A 17,709-nucleotide genomic window follows, 5' to 3' on the forward strand; every position below is an offset into this window, starting at 1 on the left:
TGTCTGCTTTGTCTGCTTTGTCTGCTTTGTCTGCTTTGTCTGCTTTGTCTGCTTTGTCTGCTTTGTCTGCTTTGTTTGCTTTGTTTGCTTTGTCTGCTTATCAGGGAGTCGATGATGGGTCACCGCTTGAGCAAGATCGCCACGCGTACCGGCGATGACGGCACGACCGGATTGGGCGATGGAAGCCGCGTATCGAAGGACGATGCACGGATCGTCGCGATCGGGGATATCGATGAGTTGAATTCGTGTATCGGCGTGCTTTTGTGTGAGGCGATGCCGAGCGATGTGCGGGACGCGTTGACGCAGATTCAGAACGATTTGTTCGATCTGGGCGGGGAGTTATCGATTCCGGGGCATTCGATGATTGCCGAATCGCATTTAGCGCAACTCGACGCGTGGCTTGCGGAGTACAACGCGACGTTGCCGCCGTTGAAGGAGTTTATTTTGCCGGGGGGGTCTAGGGCTGCGGCTCTCGCTCACGTAGCAAGGACGGTTTGTCGGAGGGCGGAAAGGGCGATTGTGGCGTTGGGGCGGGTTGAAAGCGCCGGAGTTAATGAGGCGCCGCGGAGGTATGTGAATCGATTGTCGGATTTGATGTTTGTGTTGGCGCGAATAATGAACCGAATGGACGGTGGAGTAGATTTGTTGTGGAGTCGTACCGGGCGTTCTGATTAGTGTTGCAGGCAGGGTCTTTATATATGATTCACGAATCGTATTATTGGAAGCAGTCGTTGCTTCGGTCGGCAAACAAACTTCAGCGCATGCGCGTGAATAAATCCAACGAAGAATATGCCCTGGTTAAAGCAGAACGAGAGATTTTTTTAGGTTTTTATTCGATTAGAAAGCTTCTGGACACGTTCAAGCTTTCCCCGCAAACGCGAAAGATAAAATTCAGGTTGTCGTGGTCTCCTTGCGTGGGCTTCGTTGATTATTTCAATTGGCATCGAATCGAAGAGTTGTTCGACTTAGAGGTCGTTCACGAGGAAGAGCGAGATATCATATTTGTTTGCAATCAATTTATACATAGTTTTATATTCATTCATGTTTTCTCGGAAGATCGTGCACTAGCCGGTGTTTACGTGAGCTCCGACAGAGATCGAACGAAGAGAGTGTATTTCATTAGTATCGAACAGATTCTTGAGGCGTTCAGATTAGTAGGTAAAGATTATCCGAAACAGCGATTCATGCGGCGCAAAAAAGACGGGCAGTGGGAGGAGTACACCCCGTCAACAGCAGAGTTGGCTGCGTCAAAAAGAGCATTGGACGAACTCGATGAATTGTCATCGTCTACCGCGAAATCGAAGCCGTGTTTTTAACAATGGCATTATAGAAATTTACCCTTTCATGAGGCTGTCATCCTTTTTTACGACTAAGCCATCATTCGGGAAATCCAGCAGAATAATCTCTCGATGATTTATCCTTGCGAAGTGTGTCAAACGTCGTGGCAATATTGCTTCGATTTTGCCGGGCGCATGAGCGGGTTCGCTTGAACGCCCGGCGATTGTTCAGTTTCCCCCACCCCGCACAACTCTGCGCTGCTTAACCGCCTCCGCCAGCCCTTCCAGCACCTTCACACTCTCATCCCACCCAATACAAGCATCGGTAACACTCTGCCCGTAAGTGAGTTCGCATCCCTCGCGCAAATCCTGCCTCCCCGCAACAAGATGCGATTCCACCATCACCCCAACGATCCGTTCATCGCCGGAAGCGAGTTGACGTCCGATGTCTTCACAAACAGGAATCTGATTCTCATGCTTCTTCGAGCTATTAGCATGGCTCGCATCGATCATCAACCGCGCAGCTAACCCAGCCTTCCCGATATCAGAACAAGCCGCATCGACACTCGCGGCATCGTAATTCGGCGCTTTCCCGCCGCGCAGAATGATGTGGCAATCCTCATTACCAGCGGTCGAAACAATTGCCGAGTGCCCGCCCTTCGTAACCGACAGGAAATGATGCGGCTGCGACGCAGCCTTGATCGCATCGACGGCAATTTTCACATTGCCATCGGTGCCATTCTTGAATCCGACAGGGCAAGACAACCCCGAAGCCAACTCTCGATGCACCTGCGATTCGGTCGTTCTAGCCCCGATGGCCCCCCACGAAATGAGATCGGCGATGTACTGCGGGCTGATCATATCGAGGTATTCCGTACCAGCAGGCAGCCCCATTTCATTGATGTTCATGAGCAGTTCACGAGCCGCGCGCAACCCATCGTTGATCTTGAAGCTGTTGTCCATATACGGATCGTTGATGAGCCCCTTCCAGCCGACCGTGGTACGCGGCTTCTCGAAGTAAACCCGCATTACGATCTCGAGCTCGCCAGCAAACCGCTTGCGCTGCTCGATCAATCTCCCTGCGTACTCCATAGCGGCCTTCGGATCATGAATCGAACACGGCCCGATGATCACGATCAACCGGTCATCCATTCCATGAAGAATGCGATGCATCGACTGCCGCGCGTTGTAGATCAGCTCCGAAACCGGCTCGGCGCAAGGGAATTCGCGGATCAGGTGCGCGGGCGGGGTGAGTTCTTTCAATTCACGGATACGAACGTCATCGGTATTGTGCGGGGGCATGTCGGTTCTCCAACGGCTGCGTTCCAATCAAACTAAGAGACGAAAAAAAACCGCCAGACTCGCTGGCGGTTTTCTCGGGAATTCGGTTTGTTCAACCTGTGTACGACTTACCCCTCTCGATCCGCCAGCGGCCTGAGATGCCAAAAGAAATAAAAATAAAACTTGGCGGACATGATGGATCGGAAAGGAATCGAACGTCGGTCGAAAAAAGTTGTGACTGCTTTTATAACCTCAAACGTGCAGCGCTGACAAGCCTGCACCGGCAAAAACGCGGACAATCCGCATCGCAAGGGACAAAGACGCTAGATCCGAGCCCAAGCGATGCGGAAAATCCGCATGACAATCAAACCGTTCCGCCGACCGTCATCTTCTCGATGCGCAACGTCGGCTGACCGACGCCCACCGGCACGCTCTGGCCTTCCTTGCCGCACACGCCGACGCCGCTATCGAGCGACATATCGTTGCCGATCATCGTCACGTACTTGAGCGATTCCGGCCCGCTGCCGATCAGCGTCGCGCCCTTCACCGGATACGTGATCTTGCCGTTCTCGATCATGTACGCCTCGGACGCCGAGAACACGAACTTGCCGTTGGTGATATCGACCTGACCGCCGCCAAAGTTCACCGCATACAAGCCGTTCTTCACGGACGCGAGAATTTCCCGCGGATCCTTGTCGCCGTTGAGCATGTACGTGTTGGTCATGCGCGGCATCGGCAGCGCGGCGTACGATTCGCGGCGCGCGTTGCCCGTCACCGGCATCTTCATCAGCCGTGCGTTCAGCGAATCCTGGATGTAGCCCTTCAGGATGCCGTCTTCGATGAGCGTCGTGCACTGCGTCGGATTGCCTTCGTCGTCGATGTTGAGCGAGCCGCGCCGGTTCGGCAGCGTGCCGTCATCGACCACCGTGACGCCCTTCGCCGCGACCTGCTCGCCGATAAGTCCCGCGAACGCCGACGATCCCTTGCGGTTGAAATCGCCCTCGAGCCCGTGTCCGACCGCTTCGTGCAGCAGCACGCCCGGCCAGCCCGGCCCGAGCACGACGGTCATCGCGCCCGCCGGGGCAGGGCGCGCTTCGAGATTCACGAGCGCGGCGTGCACCGCATCGTCGACATACTTCTGCAGGATCGCGTCGGTGAAATAGCCGTAATCGAAACGGCCGCCGCCGCCGCCCGTGCCGATCTCGCGCCGGCCGTTCTGCTCGGCGATCACCGTCACCGATACGCGCACGAGCGGGCGCACATCCGCCGCGAGCGCGCCATCGCTGCGCGCGACGAGCACGACATCGTATTCGCCGGCCATGCCTGCCATCACTTGCGTGATGCGCGGATCTTTGGCCCGCGCCATCTGCTCGACGCGTTCCAGCAATTTGACCTTGGCCGTGGCATCGAGCGAATGCAGCGGGTCGGCGGCCAGATACAGATCGCGGCCCGATACGCCCGTGAGCGTGCTCGCCGGCTTGACCTTGTGCTTGCCGCCGCCTGCCTTGGCGATCGCGCGCGTCGCGATCGCGGCCTGGCGGATGGATTCGGGCGACAGGTCGTCCGAATACGCGAACGCCGTGCGCTCGCCGGACACGGCGCGCACGCCGACGCCCTGATCGATGCTGAAGCTGCCCGATTTGACGATGCCTTCCTCGAGGCTCCACGCTTCGCTGCGCGTGGACTGAAAATAGAGATCCGCGTAATCGACGCGATGCGTGAAGATTTCCGCGAGCGTGCGGGTGATCAGCCCTTCGTCGAGGCCGTAGGGCGTGAGCAAAACGTCCTTCGCCGTGACCAGGTTACGAATGCCGGGTTCGATGATGTTCATGCGGTGCCTATTGCGTGTTCTGTGACGAGTTCAGTGATATTCGCAGACGAATTGCAGTCTATTCTACGGTCTGATTCAGTCGGGTCATGTGCGGGGAAAAACCTGCGTCTTCAAGTTCGCGCGCGCTTCATCCGATTACGCGATGCCGGTAAGCCGGCAAGCTCTGTCGCACGGCGGCGATCCGCTGCAGATCGATGCCGCCGAGCACGACGCCCGGCCCTTCATCCTTCACGTCGACGATTTCGCCCCAAGGGTCGATCAGCATGCTGTGACCCCATGTGCGTCGTCCGTTCTCGTGATTGCCGCCTTGCGCCGCGGCCAGCACATAACACTGGTTCTCGACGGCGCGCGCCTTGAGCAGCGTCTCCCAGTGCGCACGGCCGGTGGTATGGGTGAACGCGGACGGCACGACCATCAGCGCGCAATCGCCAAGCTGCCGGTACAACTCCGGAAAGCGCAGGTCATAACACACCGATAGCCCGACACGTCCGAACGGCGCCTCGAATGTCCGCACTTCGCTTCCCGGGCAGATGGTGCGCGCTTCGTCGAACGATTCTTCGCCCTTCTCGAAATTGAACAGATGAATCTTGTCGTAGCGCGCGACCTGCTTGCCGGAGGGATCGAAGACGAGCGTCGTGTTCAGCACGCGGTTCGGTTCCGGCGACTGCAACGGCAGCGTCCCGCCGATGATCCAGACGCGATGCTCGCGCGCCGCATCGGCCAGAAACTGCTGGATGGGACCATCGCCGGGCGTTTCGCGGATCGCGAGCTTGTCGGTGTCCTTGAAGCCCATGTAGCAAAAATATTCGGGCAGCAGCACCAGTTGCGCGCCGCGCCGCGCCGCCTCGGCGATGAGGCGGCCGGCGTCGGCCAGATTGCGGTCGCGGTCCGGCGTGCTGACCATCTGCAGCGCGGCGACCTGAAACGGCGCCGCGCCTTCGCTCGATCTTTCGCTCATGTCTCTGTGCGCTGGTTAAAAAAGGGACAAAAACGGCGTCGCCGGACGCCCGATTTCAGCGGGCGGCGGCCGGAGCCACGGCGGCGGCGGGTGTTTCGATCTTACCCTGATCGCCATTGAGCCGCTGGATGACGGGTTTGCTCCACGAGCCGGTGATCGAATAGTCGAGCGCGAAGGCTTTCTGAATCGATGCCGACAGCGCGAGGTCCGCGGCGAGCGCGCCCAGGCCGAGCAGCGGATTGATCACCGCCGCGCCGAGCGCGACCGCGCCCGCGCCGACCGTCGGGATCACCTTCACGTGCAGGTCCTGCGTCTCTTTCGGCATGTCGACGATGCCGCGCATCTGCACGCGCGCGGGCGACGTGACCATCAGGAAATCGTCCGTGCGGCTGATGCCGTCGTTGATCTTCGCATTGCCCGTGATCTTCTCGAACGGCAGCCCCTTGCCGACGACATCGTCGAAATGCAGCGTCAGCAGGTTCGCGAGACTGCGCAGGCTGAAGATGCCGAGCCACTTCGCCGCGCCCGGCGCACGCAGGATCTGCCCGTGACGCAGATCGACGGCGACGTTGCCGTCGAGCGTGTTCACGTCGAAGGTCGCCGGATCGCCGTTCCAGGCCGCGTGACCCGACACCGTGCCGCTGCCCGACTGCACGACGTGCGGCGCGCCGAAGCGATCGATCAACTGGCCGCCGTTCTTCACATCGAGCTTGAAATCGAGCGACGTGCGGCGCGAGATGCGATCGTCGGTGTCGGCCGGCATCGTGTCCGGCTGCGCGGCCTTCATGACGCCGCCCGGCAGCGTGCGCCACATCGCGTTCGCGGTGAAGGTGGCGTCCGGGTTCGCGAGCTCGAGCTTGTCGAGCGTCCAGATCGGCTCGTCGGCGACTACTTCGTTGTGCGCGTCGACTTCGAGCCGGCCGAGGCTGTGACCGCGGAACACGAGCTCGTTCACGATGAGATCGATCGTCGGCATGTTGCGCGGCGGCTTGCGGATCATCTTGCCGGCGAGATCGCCCTGCATTTTCTCCGGGATCACGACCTTGTCGAAGCGCGCCTGCAACGCGCCGGGGCTTTCCTTCGTCGCACCGCGCGTCCACGCGACATTGCCCGTCACCTGATCCGACGCGATGTTCGCCTGCCACTTGCGGTCGGTTTCGCTTCCGCTCGCGTCGATCACGACGTTCTCCCAGCGCCGGTCGAGCAGTTTGAGCGTCGTGAAGTGGATGGCGGCGCGCGTCGGAATGAATTGCCTGACGTTCTCGCTCATCGGCGCGGGCGGCGCGGTCGCCACAGCCGGCGACTCGGGCGCCGAGGCGCTGATGTCGGCGAAGGTCTTGCGCCATGCATCGGCATCGAGTTCGTTCAGATCGGCGGCCACGCTCACGCCGTCGGCCGGCAGATCCGCCGGCTTGTTCACGCCGATCGCGCCGCGCACGACGTTCAGGCGTGCGCGCATGTTCATCGGCTCGGCGGGGTTCTGCGGATCGATCTTGACCTGCGCCCGGCCGATCTGCTGAAACACGTAATGCGCGGCCAGCGGCCCGACGCTCAGCCGCGCGTCATGCAAATCCGACGCGCCGCCCGTCGCGGGCTGGAACGTGAAGGAGAGGGGCATCGGCGTGCCGCGCGGCTTGCCTAGCGGCGCGGGCAGATCGATGCCGAGTCCGGTCAGATCCGAGCTCGCCTGCACGTTCGGCAGCGCGTTCCTCACGCCGCGCACGTGCAGCTCGTAAGGCGCGGCGCCGTCGATGCGCTTCATGAACGCGGCGACCTGCGGCGTGAGCCGCTTGTTCAGCCGCGTGGCGGCGTCCGCGCCGATGCGTCCGTTCACGTCGATCGCATAGCTGCCGTCCGGTTGCACGCCGCCCTTGGCGCGCACGTCGCCGCCGAGCAGTTGCGCGGTCAGGCCGTCGAGCGTGACCGTCTTGGCGGCGAAGCCGGCGCGGCCGCGAAGATGCGTGAGCGGCGGCAGATTGCCGTACGTGACTTCGTTATCGACGAACGTGACCGAGCCTTTGTACTCGGGCTTGATCGGCGGCTGCGGCGCGGGCGGCCGATAGCGCGGAATGCCGAGCGTCAGCGCGAGTTCGGCGTCGCCCTTCGCGTCGATCTTGCGCGTCGCGTGCTTCGCCATCAGGCCGAGCGAGCTGTCGTCGACATATTGCAGCATGTCGGCGAGCGGCCCGCGCGCGCGGCCGTCGATCCACAGCTTCGTCTCGCGATTGCCCGTATCGTCGATGCGCCCGACGACCTTCGAGACCTTCACGCCGCGGTAATGCCCCCGATCGATATCGAAGCCGAGCTTGTTTTGCGCGAGCGTGAATGTGCCGTCGATGCCCTCGAACGCCGGCCAGAAATTCGGCATGCCGTTGGCCATCTTGCGCGGCGGAAACGGCGTCGGATCGAACTTGCCGCCGCTGAACGGCGCGTTGATGCGGAAGACGCCCGCGTCGGGAAACTTCGCGTACGGGAAGCGCGTGAGATCGCCGTGCACTTCGATCGTCCCGTTCTTCGCGACGCCCGCCTGCAGCGCATGGCCGAGATAGACGCGCACGCGCTCGTTCAGGCTCGTCGGCAGGTAGCGCACGAGGCTCGTCACTTTCAGATGCGCGACCTTCGCCTTCAGATCGAGATTGCCGCGCCCGTGGCCCTGGTTCCAGTAGTCGGCGGTGACTTCGCCTTCGGCATCCGCGTTCTTCACGCGCAAGGTTTCGAGATGGATCGTGAACGCGCGCCGCAACTCGCCCGGCGCGATGGCATCGGCGACATTCCAGCGCGCGTTGCCCTTCAGCGAATCGAAGGTGAGACGCGGATCGTCGAACGCGCCGGGAATGGTGACGGCCACATTCTTCGTGTCGATCGTGATCCTGCCTTCCTTCTCGTTCGCGTCGACGTTGCCCCACAGATTCTCGACGCCCGGAATGCCCGCGCGCGGATGATTGTTGATCGTGAGCCCGGGCGGCGGCTCCTGCGCCTGAATGCTCAGGCCTTCGAGATTGCCCTTCAACGTGTAGTGCACGAGCGGCGCGTCGCCTTTCTTGCGCTGTTCGAGCGCTTCTTCCTCGGTCTTCGGCGCGGCGCGTTCGGAGTAGAGCGTGTAGTTCGAAACCTGGCCGCGCGGATTGAAGCGCACGAGTTCGTTGAGCACTTTTGCCGGCACCGGCAGCGCGCGCGCGAATTCCGCGAGGATGCCGATATCGGCCGAATCGCCCGTGAGCCGCATGATTTGCCCCTTGCCGACGCTCGGCTGGCGATACATGACGTTCAGCGAGCGCGACACGAGCAGGCGCGCGACCGGCGTGCCGTCGTCGAGCGGCGGCTGCCCGAGCTCCGCGTGCAGGTCGCGCAGATCGAGCGTGTATTCCGTGTCGTTCTTTTCGACGCTCCAGCCGAAGCGCGCGATCGGCAGATCGAGACGCGGCTGCGTCGCACGCACGCGCAACGCGACGTTCGCGCCGATCACCTCGCCGGTCGCGTTCTGCAACTGGCCGCGCGCGAAGTTCAGCCAGATCTGGTTGTTGATGCGCCCGTCGTACATCTGGAACGGCAGCTTCACGTAGCGCGCGAGGGTTGGCAGATCGACCGGGCCGGTCGACAGATAGAGGCGTCCGGTCCAGTTCGCGGGCGCGCCCATCGCGGTGAAAGGCTGATGGCGGAAGTCCGCGCGGAAATCGAGCGGGCCGTGCAGCACGTCGCCGTCGGCGGGCGCCTTGAGCGCGAGCCGATGGCGCGTACCGTCGTTGACGATCGCGAGATGCAGCCGCTTGAACGCGATCTCGGGGGCGGCGCGTTGCGCATCGCGCCAGCGCAGCGTGCCGTCGCGCAGAAGGATGTGATCCTGGCCGAGCAGCCAGGTCGTGAAGGCGTTCGAGCCGGTGCGATGCGTGGGAATCGGCACGCCCGCGACGGAAACCGCGCCGTCGGCATTGCGCGCGATGATGACGTCGGGTCCGTCGACGGTCAGATCCGCGAGCTTGGGCCGCAGATGCAGCAGCGACGCCCACGCGATGCTCGCGCTCGCGTGCGGCACCGCGAGACCCGGCGCGCCATCGGCGGCGTCGATGCTCAGGTTGTCGATATCGAATGTCGGCGAGAGCCCGGACCATCGCGCGGAAATCCTGCCGATGCGCAACTGCGCGTGAATCTGCGATGAGACGAGTTGCTCGATGCGCGGCCGGAACGAATCGACCTGCGGCATGACGATGTAGCGCAGACCGACATACACGCCCGCCACGACGAAGTACGTGATCGCCGCGATGACGAGCGCGATTTTGCAGACGCGCGAAAGCACGCGCTCGGCGTTGCCGCTGGGCTTGGCTTGTCCAACTTCGGTCGGGTCGACGGATCGTCTGCTGTCGGACATGCTGCTGCTGATCGGCGATATGGTAGTTTTGCGTGTTTGACGCTGAAATGTAACACGGGCACCGCGTGGACGGCCGCTGCCTGCGCACTCGTGGATGCTCGCGAAGCCGCGCCCGGCAAGACTTGTGGCGCGATGCTCGCACCGCGATGCCTGTCCGGAAGCAATGAGCGAACCCAACCATTCATGACCGACGCCACTCTTCTCAGTTCCGAATATTCCAACTATGCGGCGCGCGCGTACTCCGCGCGTCCCGAACTGGTGTCCAGCGTCGCGCAGTGGGCGCGCTCACGCATCACGCGCGCATGGATCGAAGCGCGGCTCGACGCGCACTGCGCGCCATGCAGCGAAAACGGCATGCTCGACGAAGCCGCGCTCAAGACCGCGCTGCGGCGTTTGCGCGCCGAGGTCTTCTGCACGGTGATGGAGCGCGATCTCGCGGGCGCCGCGGATGTCGCCGAAGTCACCGGCGCGATGACCGACCTCGCCGAAGTCACCGTGCAGCGCGCGCTCGCGGTGCTGTCGGCGGATCTCGAGACGCTCTTCGGCGAGCCGCGCGGTTCGGACGGCGAGCGGCTCACGCTCGGCGTCGTCGGCATGGGCAAGCTGGGCGGGCGCGAGCTGAATGCATCGTCGGACATCGATCTGATCTTCGTCTACGAGGAAGACGGCGAAACGTCGGGCGGCACGCGCGCGCCGCTTCCGACGCAGGAATTCTTCACACGGCTCGGCAAGCGGCTGATCGGCGCGCTCGCGGAAATCACGCAGGACGGCTACGTGTTTCGCGTCGACATGCGGCTGCGTCCCAATGGCGATTCCGGCCCGCTCGTGTGCAGTCTCGGCATGCTCGAAGAGTATTTCTACGTGCAGGGCCGCGAATGGGAACGCTATGCGTGGATCAAGGGGCGGCTCGTCTCGGAGACGCACAGCGACTCCGCGAAGCGTCTCGCGAAGCAGCTCGAAGCCATCGCGACGCCGTTCATTTACCGGCGCTATCTCGACTACGGCGTGATCGCCGCGATTCGCTCGCTGCATCAGCAGATTCGGCAAGAAGCGCGGCGGCGCGCGTCGATGCGCCCCGACAAGGCCGACGACATCAAGCTCGGGCGCGGGGGCATCCGCGAGATCGAGTTCAGCGCGCAGGTATTTCAGTTGATTCGCGGCGGTCAGGCAGCGGATTTCCGCATTCGTCCGACGCTCGCGGTTCTCGAACGCGCCGCGTCGCACGGCCTGCTCGCGCCGAACATCTGCGAGGCGCTTTCCGACGCGTATCTCTTTTTGCGCACGGTCGAGCATCGCCTGCAATACCGCAACGATGCGCAGACGCATGCGATGCCCGTCGCCGACGACGAGCGCGCGTTGCTCGCGACCTCGCTCGGCTTCGCGAACTATGCCGCGCTGATGGAAAAGCTCGACGCGCATCGCGAGCTCGTCGAGCAGCAGTTCGACGCGATCTTCGCCGACAAGGTGAGCGGGCAGGGCGGCTGCGGCGTCGCGGAGGATTCGGCGGCGTCGTGGATCTGGAGCGACGCGCTCGCCGACGATTCCGCCCAGGAAGAACTCGCCGCGCGCCTCACGGAACTCGGCTTCGCGGACCCCGCGCCGGTGCTGTCGCGTCTGACGGGCGTGTGGAATTCGGCGCGCTATGCCGGCTTGCCGTCGCAGAGCCGCGAGCGCTTCGATATCGTCGCGCAGCGGGCGCTCGAAGCGGTTCAGTCCATCGATGCGTCGCGCCGCGTCGACACCATCACGCGCGTGTTCGATCTGCTCGAAGCCACGGCCAAGCGCGGCGCGTATCTCGCGCTCCTGACCGAATATCCGGCGGCGCTCGCGCGCGTGTTGTCGGTGCTGTCCGGATCGCGCTGGGCGGCGGGGTATCTGATCCGCCATCCTCAATTGCTCGATGAACTGCTCGACGACGAGGCCATCGCCAGCCCGTTCGACTGGACCGCGTTCAAGCGCTCGCTGAGCGCCCGGCTCGACGCCGCCGAGGACGCCGAACATCAGATGGATCTGCTGCGCCACGCGCATCAGGCCGAAGTGTTTCGCATTTTGCTGATCGATCTCGCCGGCCATCTGAGCGTCGAGCACGTGAGCGACCGTCTGTCCGAACTCGCCGACGCCGTGCTCGACGTCACGGTGCAGACCGTGTGGAAGCAGTTCCCGAAGCGGCATCGCGAGACGCCGCGCTTCTCGGTCATCGCGTACGGGAAGCTCGGCGGCAAGGAGCTCGGCTACGCGTCCGACCTCGATCTCATCTTTCTCTACGACGATCCCGACGACGCGGCCTCCGACATCTACGCGATGTTCACGCGCCGCCTCATCACCTGGCTCACGTCGGCGACGGGCGCGGGCACGCTGTTCGACGTCGACTTGCGCCTGCGGCCCAACGGCGAATCCGGCCTGCTCGTGACCGACCTCGCGTCGTTTCGCCGCTATCAGATCCGCGAGGGCGACGCCGCGAACACCGCGTGGGTCTGGGAGCACCAGGCGCTATCGCGCGCACGCTACAGCGCGGGCGATGCCGAAATCGGCGCCGAGTTCGAGCAGATTCGCGCCGACGTGCTGGTCATGGAACGCGATGCCGCCGCGCTCGCGCGCGAGATCGTCTCGATGCGCCAGCGTGTCGCCGACGGGCATCCGAATCGCAGCGAACTGTTCGACCTGAAGCACGATCGCGGCGGCATGGTCGATATCGAGTTCATCGTGCAGTACTGGGTGTTGCTGCACGCGCGCGAGCATCGCGCGTTTTTGCGCAACGCGGGGAATATCACGCTCCTGAAGATCGCCGCGACGAGCGGATTGATCGCCGAAGCAGAAGCCGATGTGATCGGCGCGGCGTATCGGCATTACCGGAAGCTCCAGCACACGCTGCGGCTCGACGGCATGGAAAAGGCGCGCGTCGATCCGGCCGCGGTTCAGGACGAACGCGACGCGGTGACGGCGTTGTGGGAGCGCGTGTTCGCGGTGGCGTCGGCGCACTGACGTTCAGGCGGCGAGCATTTCCTTCGCGTGCTTGCGGGTGGTCGCGGTGATTTCGAGGCCGCCGAGCATGCGCGCGACTTCCTCGACGCGCCTGCTCTTGTCGAGCGGCGTCACGGTGCTCACGGTGCCGCCGGCATCGTCGGACGATTTCGCGACCTGGAAGTGCTGATCGCCGCGCGCGGCCACTTGCGGCAAGTGCGTGACGCACAGCACCTGCCGGTCGCGCCCGAGTTGATGCAACAGCCGCCCGACCACTTCCGCGACGCCGCCGCCGATGCCCGTGTCCACTTCGTCGAAGATGAGCGTGGGCGTCGGACTCGCGGTGCTCGCGATCACGGCGAGCGCGAGGCTGATCCGCGCCAGTTCGCCGCCCGACGCGACTTTCGCGAGCGGCCGCAGCGCGACGCCCGCATGGCCCGCGACGCGGAATTCGATCTGCTCCAGCCCGTTCGCGCCGCCTTCCGCGAGCGGCACGAGCGCGACATCGAAGCTGCCGCCCGCCATCGACAGTTCCTGCATGCCTTCGGTGACGGCCTTCGACAGATTCTTCGCGGCCTTCGCGCGCGCCTTCGACAGCACTTTGGCCTGCGCGAGATATTCGCTCTTCGCTTTCTCGGCGGCGGCGTTGAGCGCGTCGAGATCGGCGGCGGCGTCGAGTTCGGCAAGCTGGCGGCGGCGCGCGTCGTGTTCGTCGGGCAGCGTTTCGGGCTGAAGGCGGAACTTGCGCGCGGTCGAATGCAGTTGATCCATGCGCCGTTCGACCTGCGCGAGCCGCTCAGGATCGAGTTCCAGCCGCTGCGCATAATGCGACAGCGAGTATGACGCTTCCTGCAACTGGATCTCGGCCGGTTCGAGCGACGCGAGCACGTCGTTCAAGGCGGGATCGATATCGGCGAGGCCGCGCACCTTCGAGATGATCGCGCCGAGCTGCGAGATCATCGCTTCGTCGGATTCGGACAGCGCGCCGAGCGCGCCCTGCACGCCATCGATGAGACTCGCCGAATGCGACAGCCGATGATGCTCCGCGCTCACTTCTTCCCATTCGCCCGGCTGCGGCGCGAGCTTGTCGAATTCGCTCAGTTGCCACGCGAGACGCTCGCGCTCCAGTTGCAGCTCGCGGTCGCGGCTCTGCGCGGTCTCGACCGCCTGCTGGGCTTCGCGCATCACGCGCCACGCGCGATTCACCGCGCCGGCTGTGTCGAGCAACTGGGCGTGCGTGTCGAAGAGCTCGCGTTGCGCGTCCGGGCGCATCAGCAACTGATGCGCGTGCTGGCCGTGAATGTCGACGAGCATTTCGCCCACCTCGCGAAGCTGCGCGAGCGTCGCCGGCGTGCCGTTGATGAAAGCGCGCGAACGGCCGCCCGAATCGATCACCCGGCGCAGCATGACCGAGTCGGCGTCCTGCGTGAGCGCGTGTTCCTCGAGCCACTGCACGACGAGCGGATGCGTCGAAAACTCGGCGGTGATGTCCGCGCGCGCCTGGCCGGTGCGCACGACGCTCGCGTCGCCGCGGGCGCCGAGCGTGAGCGCGAGGGCGTCGATCAGGATCGACTTGCCCGCGCCGGTTTCACCCGAAAAGACCGTGAAGCCTGGATCGAAATCGATATCCAGCGTGGCGACGATGACGAAATCTCGAATGGAAAGATGACGGAGCATGGACGCTTCGGGAAGGGGATTCGGGATTCTGGATGCGGGTGGATCAGAGCGCCGACGAGTCCTGCGACGGATGCTCGTTCCAGTGCAGCTTCTTGCGCAGCGTCGCGTAGCTGCTGTAGCCGACCGGATGCAGCACCGGCACCGTGTGCTTCGAGCGCCGCACTTCGATCGCGTCGTTCAGTTCGACGGCGGTGAACGACTGCATGTCGAAGTTCACGTTGACGTCCCGCCCGCCGATGATCTGGATGGTCACTTTCGAATCGTCCGGCAGCACGATCGGTCGGTTCGACAGCGAGTGCGGCGCGATCGGCACGAGCACGAAACCCTGCAACTGCGGATGAAGGATCGGCCCCGCCGAGGACAGCGCGTAGGCGGTCGAGCCGGTAGGTGTCGCGACGATCAGCCCGTCGGAGCGCTGGTTGTACATGAAGTGGCCGTCCACCGACACGCGCAACTCCGCCATGCCGGAAAAGCCGCTGCGATTCACCACGACGTCGTTGAACGCGAGCGCGTGGTAGATCGGCTTGTCGTTGCGGACGATGCGCGCTTCGAGCAGGCTGCGCTCCTCGCGCTCGAACTGGCCGGCGAGCATCTGCGGGACGATTTCCTGCATCGCCTTGAGCGGAATGTCCGTGATGAAGCCGAGCCGTCCGTGATTCACGCCGATGAGCGGCGTCTTGTACGGCGCGAGCTGCCGGCCGATGCCGAGCATCGTGCCATCGCCGCCGAGCACGATCGCGACGTCCGCGCGCGCGCCCATCTCCGCGATGGAGAGCGCGGGAAACTCCGTCACGCCGACGTCTTTCGCGGTGACCGCCTCGAACACGACCTCGAAGCCTTGCTGCGCAAGCAGACCGGCGAGCGATCTCAGCGGCGCCTCGATGCCCGGCGTGTTGGTGCGCCCCACGAGGGCGACGGTCTTGAATTGGCCAATTTCCATGCCGGCATTACACCATAGTCAGAGAGCGAAAAGAACCGTGGAAGATGGCCGCCGGGCACGCGGTTACGGGACCGTGCGGTATTGCGCGGGCATGCCCCTGATTTCTCGCTAGAATGGAGCGGACATTGAATGCCGTACAGTCGGCGCGGCTCGCCGCTACTCGACACGTTGAGCTAAAATTTCCCCATGCTAGACCCACGTGCACAAACCCTCCTCAAAACGTTGATCGAGCGCTACATCGCCGAAGGTCAGCCGGTCGGTTCGCGCACGTTATCACGTCATTCCGGTCTCGAACTGAGCCCCGCGACGATCCGCAACGTGATGTCGGATCTCGAGGAGCTCGGGCTTGTCGTGAGCCCGCATACGTCGGCCGGGCGCATTCCCACGCCGCGCGGCTACCGGCTCTTCGTCGACACGATGCTGACTGTAGAAGCGCCGCAAGACGAAGCCATGACCACCGCGGTCAAGACTCGCCTGCAGGGCGAGGAACCGCAGAAGATCGTTGCCGCGGCGGCGAGCGTGCTGTCCAATCTGTCGTCGTTCGCGGGTGTCGTGCTCACGCCGCGCCGCAGCCACATGTTCAGGCAGATCGAGTTCATGCGGCTGTCGGACAAGCGCATTCTGCTGATCATCGTGACACCCGAAGGCGACGTGCAGAACCGCATGATGGCGACGCAGCGCGACTACTCGCCCTCGCAGCTCACCGAAGCCTCCAACTACATCAACGCGCATTTCGCGGGCCTGTCCTTCGACGAAGTGCGCCGGCGCCTGCGCGAGGAAATCGACCAGTTGCGCGGCGACATGACCGCGCTCATGCAGGCTGCCGTGGTCGCGAGCACCGCCGAGACGGATCCCACGGACACCGTGCTGATTTCCGGCGAGCGCAACCTGCTCGAAGTGGCGGACCTTTCGTCCGACATGGCGCGGCTGCGCAAGCTGTTCGACTTGTTCGACCAAAAGACGAGCCTCCTGCAATTGCTGGATGTATCGAGTCACGCGCAAGGCGTGCAGATTTTCATCGGCGGCGAGTCGAATCTCGTGCCGATCGAGGAAATGAGCGTCGTGACGGCGCCGTACGAGGTCAACGGGAAGATCGTCGGCACGCTCGGCGTGATCGGCCCGACGCGCATGGCCTACAACCGCGTGATTCCGATCGTGGATATCACCGCGCGCCTGCTCTCGATGTCGCTCAGCCATCAGTAACGCTTCATTCCTGCATATGGTGGCGCGCCGCGCGGGACCGCGCCACTCGGCCATTCGGCCAATGATGCGTGCTCGGGCGCGCCGCTATAATGGTCCTCACCTTTCCGACGACCTTTCCGGCCCGCCTGCCTTATGCGTTTCGACCTCGAGTTGCCCTCGCAGCCCAGCGCTTCGCATCGCGTCGCGGTGCTGCTGATCAATCTCGGCACGCCGGACGCGCCCACGCCGCGGGCGGTGCGCAAGTATCTGGCGCAATTCCTGTCCGATCCGCGCGTCGTCGAAATTCCCTCGTTCGTGTGGCAACTGATTCTGCGCGGGCTGATCCTGCCGTTTCGCGGGCGCGCGTCGGCGAAGAAGTACGCGCAGGTGTGGATGCCGGAAGGTTCGCCACTTCGCGTGCATACGGAGAAGCAGGTCGACGGCTTGCGGCGGCTCTTCGCGGCGAACGACTATCACGTGATCGTCGACTATGCGATGCGTTACGGCACGCCCGGCATCGGCGCCATGCTCAACCAGCTCAAGCTCGAAGGCGCCGACCGCATTCTGCTCCTGCCGATGTATCCGCAGTACTCTTCGTCCACGACAGCGACCGCGTTCGACGAAGCATTCGCCGCGCTGAAGCGCGTGCGCAACCAGCCGGAAATCCGCACGATCCGCCAATACGCGGATCATCCGGCGTATATCGCGGCGCTCGCGGAGCAGGTGCGTGACTATTGGCGGCATCATGGCCAGCCGGATTTCGCCGCGGGCGACAAGCTCGTGTTGAGTTTTCACGGTGTCCCGAAGCGCACGATGGATCTCGGCGACCCGTATCACGATCAGTGCCAGTTGACCGGTTCGCTGCTCACGGCCGCGCTCGGGCTCACGCCGGTCGAGTGCCGTGTGACGTTCCAGTCGCGCTTCGGTCGCGCGGAGTGGCTTCAGCCGTACACCGCGCCGACGGTCGCCGAACTGGGCGCGGGCGGCGTCGCGCGCGTGGACGTGTTCTGTCCCGGCTTCACGGCGGATTGCCTGGAGACGATCGAGGAAATCGGCATCGAGGTGCGGGACGAATTCCTGAAGGCGGGTGGCAGGCATTTTCACCGGATCCCGTGTCTGAACTCGGCGCCCGCGTGGATCAAGGGGCTGGGCGAAATCGCCGCGCAGCATCTGCAGGGCTGGCCCGTGCAGACCGTGCAGCCGCTCACCGCAGTGGCCTGAGCACGGCTTTTTCGA

At 63.6% G+C, this 17,709-nt stretch carries 11 protein-coding genes; 5 read left to right on the top strand and 6 right to left on the bottom strand.

The genetic code is table 11. From position 1 onward, the window contains the following. Nucleotides 1–114 precede the first annotated feature (114 nt). Both U4Y90_RS24295 and U4Y90_RS24300 read left to right on the top strand, forming a co-directional pair. Nucleotides 115–675 (top strand): cob(I)yrinic acid a,c-diamide adenosyltransferase, encoded by a 561-nt coding sequence (locus tag U4Y90_RS24295; protein WP_321798499.1) that lies wholly within the window; start codon nt 115–117, stop codon nt 673–675. Between the two features lie 92 nt (nt 676–767). Continuing rightward, nucleotides 768–1,316, top strand: coding sequence for a hypothetical protein (locus tag U4Y90_RS24300; RefSeq protein WP_321798362.1), 549 nt, complete (start codon nt 768–770; stop codon nt 1,314–1,316). A 189-nt stretch (nt 1,317–1,505) separates the two neighbouring features. Here the strand turns inward: U4Y90_RS24300 and aroG are convergent, their stop codons facing one another. The 4 genes from aroG to U4Y90_RS24320 form a co-directional block, all read right to left on the bottom strand. Then, on the bottom strand, nt 1,506–2,579 hold the full coding sequence (aroG, locus tag U4Y90_RS24305) for a 3-deoxy-7-phosphoheptulonate synthase AroG (protein WP_321798363.1): 1,074 nt from the start codon (nt 2,577–2,579) through the stop codon (nt 1,506–1,508). Nucleotides 2,580–2,922: 343 nt separating this feature from the next. Beyond that, nucleotides 2,923–4,389, bottom strand: coding sequence for a metalloprotease TldD (gene tldD, locus U4Y90_RS24310; RefSeq protein ID WP_321798364.1), 1,467 nt, complete (start codon nt 4,387–4,389; stop codon nt 2,923–2,925). A gap of 127 nt (nt 4,390–4,516) precedes the next feature. After that, the gene (locus U4Y90_RS24315; RefSeq protein ID WP_321798365.1) at nt 4,517–5,347 is read right to left on the bottom strand and encodes a carbon-nitrogen hydrolase family protein; all 831 of its coding nucleotides are present in this window, start codon (nt 5,345–5,347) and stop codon (nt 4,517–4,519) included. Between the two features lie 55 nt (nt 5,348–5,402). Further along, entirely contained in the window at nt 5,403–9,713 is a 4,311-nt protein-coding gene (locus U4Y90_RS24320) for a YhdP family protein (RefSeq protein ID WP_321798366.1), read from the bottom strand. Nucleotides 9,714–9,896: 183 nt separating this feature from the next. On the opposite strand from U4Y90_RS24320, the gene glnE reads away from it, so the two are divergent. Further along, complete coding sequence (gene glnE / locus U4Y90_RS24325) at nt 9,897–12,695, top strand: bifunctional [glutamate--ammonia ligase]-adenylyl-L-tyrosine phosphorylase/[glutamate--ammonia-ligase] adenylyltransferase (RefSeq protein ID WP_321798368.1); 2,799 nt, start codon at nt 9,897–9,899, stop codon at nt 12,693–12,695. A gap of 3 nt (nt 12,696–12,698) precedes the next feature. Here glnE and recN read toward each other — a convergent pair whose 3' ends face one another. Together recN and U4Y90_RS24335 are read right to left on the bottom strand one after the other, a co-directional pair. After that, the gene (gene recN, locus U4Y90_RS24330) at nt 12,699–14,351 is read right to left on the bottom strand and encodes a DNA repair protein RecN (RefSeq protein WP_321798369.1); all 1,653 of its coding nucleotides are present in this window, start codon (nt 14,349–14,351) and stop codon (nt 12,699–12,701) included. 43 nt (nt 14,352–14,394) lie between these two features. Continuing rightward, nucleotides 14,395–15,291 carry an NAD kinase gene (locus tag U4Y90_RS24335; RefSeq protein WP_321798371.1) on the bottom strand — a complete coding sequence of 299 codons (897 nt, stop codon included), beginning with the start codon at nt 15,289–15,291 and terminating at the stop codon, nt 14,395–14,397. A 186-nt stretch (nt 15,292–15,477) separates the two neighbouring features. On the opposite strand from U4Y90_RS24335, the gene hrcA reads away from it, so the two are divergent. Both hrcA and hemH read left to right on the top strand, forming a co-directional pair. After that, nucleotides 15,478–16,494 (top strand): heat-inducible transcriptional repressor HrcA, encoded by a 1,017-nt coding sequence (hrcA, locus tag U4Y90_RS24340; RefSeq protein WP_321798373.1) that lies wholly within the window; start codon nt 15,478–15,480, stop codon nt 16,492–16,494. A 132-nt stretch (nt 16,495–16,626) separates the two neighbouring features. Continuing rightward, a complete protein-coding gene (gene hemH / locus U4Y90_RS24345) occupies nt 16,627–17,694 on the top strand; it encodes a ferrochelatase (protein WP_321798374.1) in 1,068 nt (355 codons plus the stop codon). The last annotated feature ends 15 nt before the right edge of the window (nt 17,695–17,709 follow it).

The organism is Caballeronia sp. J97, assembly GCF_905220305.1.
GTDB lineage: Bacteria > Pseudomonadota > Gammaproteobacteria > Burkholderiales > Burkholderiaceae > Caballeronia.

Coding starts and splice junctions, on each gene's coding strand:
- recN (WP_321798369.1), bottom strand. CDS start 14,351: ATGCTCCGTCATCTTTCCATTCGAGATTTCGTCATCGTCGCCACGCTG.
- U4Y90_RS24295 (WP_321798499.1), top strand. CDS start 115: ATGGGTCACCGCTTGAGCAAGATCGCCACGCGTACCGGCGATGACGGC.
- U4Y90_RS24320 (WP_321798366.1), bottom strand. CDS start 9,713: ATGTCCGACAGCAGACGATCCGTCGACCCGACCGAAGTTGGACAAGCC.
- tldD (WP_321798364.1), bottom strand. CDS start 4,389: ATGAACATCATCGAACCCGGCATTCGTAACCTGGTCACGGCGAAGGAC.
- U4Y90_RS24335 (WP_321798371.1), bottom strand. CDS start 15,291: ATGGAAATTGGCCAATTCAAGACCGTCGCCCTCGTGGGGCGCACCAAC.
- hrcA (WP_321798373.1), top strand. CDS start 15,478: ATGCTAGACCCACGTGCACAAACCCTCCTCAAAACGTTGATCGAGCGC.
- aroG (WP_321798363.1), bottom strand. CDS start 2,579: ATGCCCCCGCACAATACCGATGACGTTCGTATCCGTGAATTGAAAGAA.
- U4Y90_RS24315 (WP_321798365.1), bottom strand. CDS start 5,347: ATGAGCGAAAGATCGAGCGAAGGCGCGGCGCCGTTTCAGGTCGCCGCG.
- hemH (WP_321798374.1), top strand. CDS start 16,627: ATGCGTTTCGACCTCGAGTTGCCCTCGCAGCCCAGCGCTTCGCATCGC.
- glnE (WP_321798368.1), top strand. CDS start 9,897: ATGACCGACGCCACTCTTCTCAGTTCCGAATATTCCAACTATGCGGCG.